The sequence below is a fragment of the Hydrogenivirga sp. 128-5-R1-1 genome, from assembly GCF_000171895.1.
In genome coordinates this window covers 1-5,114 of sequence record NZ_ABHJ01000036.1, presented here as the reverse complement: position 1 = coordinate 5,114, position 5,114 = coordinate 1, and the positions used below count along the sequence as shown (strand labels likewise).

5 protein-coding genes are annotated in these 5,114 nt (G+C 30.9%); all 5 read right to left on the bottom strand.

All coding sequences use genetic code 11. From position 1 onward, the window contains the following. Positions 1-981, bottom strand: a 981-nt coding sequence (locus HG1285_RS17620) for a flagellar hook-basal body complex protein (RefSeq protein ID WP_008288240.1), incomplete at its 3' end; no start/stop codon positions are given. A gap of 4 nt (positions 982-985) precedes the next feature. After that, positions 986-1,447, bottom strand: coding sequence for a FlgD immunoglobulin-like domain containing protein (locus HG1285_RS18215; protein ID WP_008288239.1), 462 nt, complete (start codon positions 1,445-1,447; stop codon positions 986-988). Between the two features lie 174 nt (positions 1,448-1,621). Next, the gene (locus HG1285_RS06055) at positions 1,622-2,944 is read right to left on the bottom strand and encodes a FliI/YscN family ATPase (RefSeq protein WP_008288237.1); all 1,323 of its coding nucleotides are present in this window, start codon (positions 2,942-2,944) and stop codon (positions 1,622-1,624) included. Then, on the bottom strand, positions 2,910-3,542 hold the full coding sequence (locus HG1285_RS06060) for a hypothetical protein (RefSeq protein ID WP_008288236.1): 633 nt from the start codon (positions 3,540-3,542) through the stop codon (positions 2,910-2,912). The genes HG1285_RS06055 and HG1285_RS06060 overlap by 35 nt, the downstream gene beginning before the upstream one ends. 3 nt (positions 3,543-3,545) lie before the next feature. Next, a partial coding sequence (gene fliF, locus HG1285_RS06065; protein WP_008288235.1) for a flagellar basal-body MS-ring/collar protein FliF occupies positions 3,546-5,114 on the bottom strand: 1,569 nt, incomplete at its 5' end.

Sequence of the window (5,114 nt, the reverse complement as noted above, 5' to 3'; positions counted from 1 at the left end):
TCCTATTATCTTATTATTATTGTTTAAGTCTATGATATTTCCATGTCCATCATCTATCCAGTTTACTGTAGTAGGTGTTCCACCTACAGTGTACTGTGTAATAACTAAAGAACCAGGTAGCACAGGGGTATTTGCCAGAGTATATTTACCTAAATCTGAATTTTCTAAAACATTAGTTTCTGTTTGGTTTGTATTTATACCATACCCTTTAATAGAATTTATCTGTCCAACTCCATTAAATTCTACAAGCAGTGAATCGTAAGTATTTGTGTCTCCAGGAACATTAAATTGAATAGGCTCATCATCTAATAAACCAAACACTCTCCATTGATTAGAATTTTCATGAACAAAATAAAGCTGGGCTTGATGTGAAACACCTAAAGAATCATAAACAGTTATAGCATTAACGTAATTATAGGTTGTAGCGTCTGATGTATCCAGTGTTTTCGTTATTAATGGACTGGAAGCATTTAAATTAGTAGGTGATTTTAATGCAAGCTTTGATGTAACATGAGGATCCATTGCATTAGGAATATTTATTTTACCTATAGAACCTGATATATTACCATTTGCATCTAAACTCCATCCTTGCAGATACATACCATTTAGATTTATTAAATCACCGTTTGCATCTGTTCTAAACTGACCAGCCCTCGTGTAGTATGTTACTCCTTGTTTATCTTGAACCATGAAAAAACCTTCACCATCAAGTGCAAGGTCTGTTGCAATATTAGTGTTTTTTAATGCACCTTGAGAAAAATCTTTAGTCGTGCTACCTATGAAAGAACCACCGCCTATTTCCATATTTTTTGGTGCATTATTAGCAAATGAGGTTATACTGCTTGCTATCAGGTCTTCAAAGTTAGCCCTTTCTGCCTTAAATCCTATAGTATTAACGTTAGCAATATTATCAGATATTACTGAGAGCCATTTTTGATTTGCATTTAAACCTGCATTTCCTGTATAAAATGACTGAATCATGATTTTAACCTCCTATTTGATTAATTTTATCTATTTCAATTTTTTGATTATTTAAAATTGCGTAAATTTTATCTTTATCTTTTTCTACAGATTCTACAATACCTCTTGAATATATAGTGGAAGATACAGCATCTTTACCATTTTTTGCATCAATATAAATAGTATAATAACCATCTGTCAGAGCAGGATTATTTATTTCAAAAGGATAAATTTTATCAGCCTGTAAATTTTGAAAAGTTTTACTTTCAACAACATTTCCATTTTTATCTAAAACAGTAATATTTACACTTTCTGCATTTTGGTCAAGCTTAAATGAAACCTGAGATTTACCGTTTTTTACATAAGTTTCGCTTCCTTCATATACAACCTGCTTGTTTATCAAGTTTGAAGCATACAAAAGAGCATTTGTCTGGTTAACATTTTTGAGTAAATTTACAGTATCCTGAAAATTATTTAAAACCTCCATTTGCCTGAGTTTTACAGTGTTATCTATAAACTGGGAAATATCTTTAGCTTCTAAAGGGTCTTGCCACTGCAGGTCTGCAAGTAAAACTTTTAAAAGTCATCATTTTTCATTTTTGAGTTATCATAGTTTGCATCTACTACTTTGATTTCTCTGCCGTCTATCCCTTTTATAGTATTAATCCCATCTAATGCCATAATTTTCAGCCTCCTTTATAATAGAATCGGCCAATTTGTTTAATTCATTAATACTTTCTTCAAAATTAACTTTTTTGTTAAAATTCTGCCTTATAAAATTAATAATACTGTAGTGAAATTTTAATGCAATATCCATTTTTGGATTACTTCCTTTTTTATAAAGTCCTAAGTTTATCATATCTTCAGCTTCCCTATAAGTTGACTCTAAATCCATAATTATGGATTGATATTTTTTTATTTCGTCTGAAACAAGCTGAGGCATTAATCTACTTATACTCCTTAATATATCAACGGCAGGATAAATCCTTTTATCTGCAATTTCTCTGGATAGAATAATATGACCATCTAAAAAACTAATAGCAGCATCTGCTACCGGGTCAGAAGATACATCATCACCTTCAACAAGTACAGTATAAAATCCTGTTATACTTCCTTTATCAAAATTCCCTGCTACTTCAATTATTTTAGGAAGCAAGTTAAACACTGATGGTGTATATCCTTTTGTTGTAGGTGGTTCTCCAGCTATCAATCCGATTTCCCTTTGTGCCATGGCAAGTCTTGTTAAAGAATCAAAGAGCAAGTTTACACTTTTACCTTTATTTGCAAAATATGAAGCGATTGCATTTGCAGTATGAGCTGCTCTTATTTTTGCAAGGGGAGGCTGGTCAGATGTTGCCACTACAACTACTGATTTTTTTAAGCCTTCATCACCAAGGTTGTCTTCAATAAACTCCCGTACTTCTCTTCCCCTTTCCCCTATAAGTGCTATAACATTTAAGTCTGCTTGTGAAAATTTTGCTATCATACCAAGCAAGGAACTTTTACCAACTCCCGCACCTGCAACTATACCAACTCTTTGTCCTTTACCTATAGTAAACAAAGAGTTTATTACCCTTACACCTATATCTAATACTTCTGTTATTCTTTTTCTTTGTAATGGGTTAACAGGCTCTTGATACAAATCTACCCTATCAAAAAGTTTTAAATTCTTGTTATTCAGAGGATTTCCAAAAGGGTCAATAATATTTCCTATAAGCTCATTACCTACTTTCACGTAAGGTCTATATCCTTTTGTTTTTATTTTACTTCCTATTTTTATTCCTGTTGTATCAGTGTATGCCATTAAAAGTGCTTTATTATTTTTAAACCCTACAATCTGCGCTTCTATAACCTCATCAATTTTACATATATCTCCTATGGAAACTAAAGGAATTTCAGCCTCTATTAAAGGTCCAACAACTGCTGATACTTTTCCAACAATATCATATTTAGGTATTTTCTTTAATCTCTCTTTTAATTTCATTTTTTATTGTTTCCATTTTTTCTTTTAATTTAGATTCTAAAGAGAAGTTGTCAAATTTGATAATGAATGTTCCTTTATCTATATCTGCAATTTCCACATTTAAACCTTTATCCTTTAAATGTTTTCCAGTTTCTTTATCTACAACTATTTTTATAAAACTATCACTTTCCAGTTCTTCTAAAATATTATTAATTGTTTTTTTTAAAAAATCTGCATTCTCTGGAGATATAAATAGAATTTCCAGTATTTTTTCTAAAGAGTCAACAAGTAAATTTAAGAGGTTATTTTTGAAATCATTTATCTCGTTTTTTATTTGCTCTTTTATTTTTGTTATTTGATTGAGTAATTCTTTTTCTTGCTCTTTTTCTAATCTGTGTTTTTCTTCTTCTAACTGCTTAACTAAGTTATTTTTTTCTTGAAGAAATTTACTTTCTAATTCTTCTTTTGCTTTTTTATAACCTTCTTCAAAGGCTTTTTTAAATATCTGCTTTTCTTTTTCTTTTATTAGCTTCTCATATTCTTCTTTTAATTTCTTTATTTCGGCTTCAGTTATATCTTTTTTAAAATTTTGAGGTTCAAAATCTTCTATATTTAACATAGTTTATTCTTTTATCCAGGTTTTTACTAAATTTGCTACTATCTGTGGATTTTCTTCTAATATTTTTAATAACTGTATATACTCAGGCTCTTTTTCAATACCAACTTCAATTTCAGCTTCTCTAACAGTTGCCATTCCTTGAAGTGTTTCAGGTGGTATGCCATAACCAACAGCAGTTTCCGGTTTTTTTCGTGCTTTTAGGATTAATGCCAAAGTAATTAAAAGTAATGTTAAAAATAAAATTCCAATTACAGATAAAAGTATAATTTTTCTAATATCTGTCTTTTCTTTAACAGCAACTTCTGGTTTTTTCTCAAATGGGACACTAACTATAGTTACTTTATCTCCCCTTTTTGGGTCAAATCCTATTGCACTTTTTATAAGCTCTTCATATTGTTTTAGCTCTTCTTTGGAACGGGGAATAAATTTATAACTTACATTTCCATTTTTATCTTTAATTTCCTGATATTTGCCGTCAATTAAAACACCTACACTTACTTTCTTTATTTTAAATATAGGTTGAGATTTATTTATGATACTCTTAGACACATCATAATTTCTTGTTCTATCTTCTTTTTTCTTCTCAACTAAATATCTGTCCTGCCCTGTATCCATAATAGGTGGAACATTTGTTGATGTACCTGGTGGACCTATTTCAGATTTTTGTTTTGTTTTCACTTCCTCTTTTATTCTTCTTTCACTTACAATAGCTACTTTATCTGGGTCATAAAGTTCATCTTTTTGATGTAATTGCCCGGTTTCTACTTCAACAGTTGCTCTAACAACAACCTTATCAGAGCCAAGTGCTTTGGAAAGCATGGACTGCACATTTCTCTCTATTTGTCTTTCTAACTTTCTTTTTAACTGCAGTGTTTTATCTGCTTTGGCAGTTTCTGTTTCTTCAAGTACATCAGATAAAACTCTGCCTCTGTTGTCTGCAACTGTAACATTTTCAGGTTTGAGTTTTGGTACAGCTCTGGAAACTAAAAAAACTATTGCTTTTACCTGTTCAGGAGTTAAATCTTTTCCGGGAGCAAGTTTAATCAAAACCGATGCTTTTGGCTGGTCTTCTTCACGTGCAAATATTGATTCTTTCGGCATTGCTATGTTTACTTTAGCATCAATTACTGCATTTAACTGTCTTATTGTCCTTTCAAGTTCTCCTTCTAAAGCCCTAATATAATTAATATTTTCCTGAAACTGGGTAATCCCCATTTTGGGTTCATCAAATATTTCAAATCCAACAGTACTACCTGAAGGAATTCCTTTTGAAGCAAGTTTTAAACGTACGTCATAAACTTTATCTTTAGGAACTAAAATAATACTTCCATTACCTTCAACTTTGTAAGGTATTTTTTCCTCCTGTAATACTGTCAAAACCTGTCCAGCATCTTCTGGACTTAAATTTGTATAAAGAACAGCATAGTTTTCTTTTGAAGATAAAGAATAAATAAAAAAGGTTATAAGCAATAAAATGGAAATACCGATTAAAGCTGCAGCTATGTTTTTTGCATTTACATGTCCTTTAACACTTTCTGGAAGTTTATCCTTTAGAGAGTCTAATAAGTTTGC

Excerpts from the sequence above, each read along its gene's own strand:
- HG1285_RS18215 (WP_008288239.1), bottom strand. The coding sequence starts at position 1,447 with ATGGAGGTTTTAAATAATTTTCAGGATACTGTAAATTTACTCAAAAAT.
- HG1285_RS06055 (WP_008288237.1), bottom strand. The coding sequence starts at position 2,944 with ATGAAATTAAAAGAGAGATTAAAGAAAATACCTAAATATGATATTGTT.
- HG1285_RS06060 (WP_008288236.1), bottom strand. The coding sequence starts at position 3,542 with ATGTTAAATATAGAAGATTTTGAACCTCAAAATTTTAAAAAAGATATA.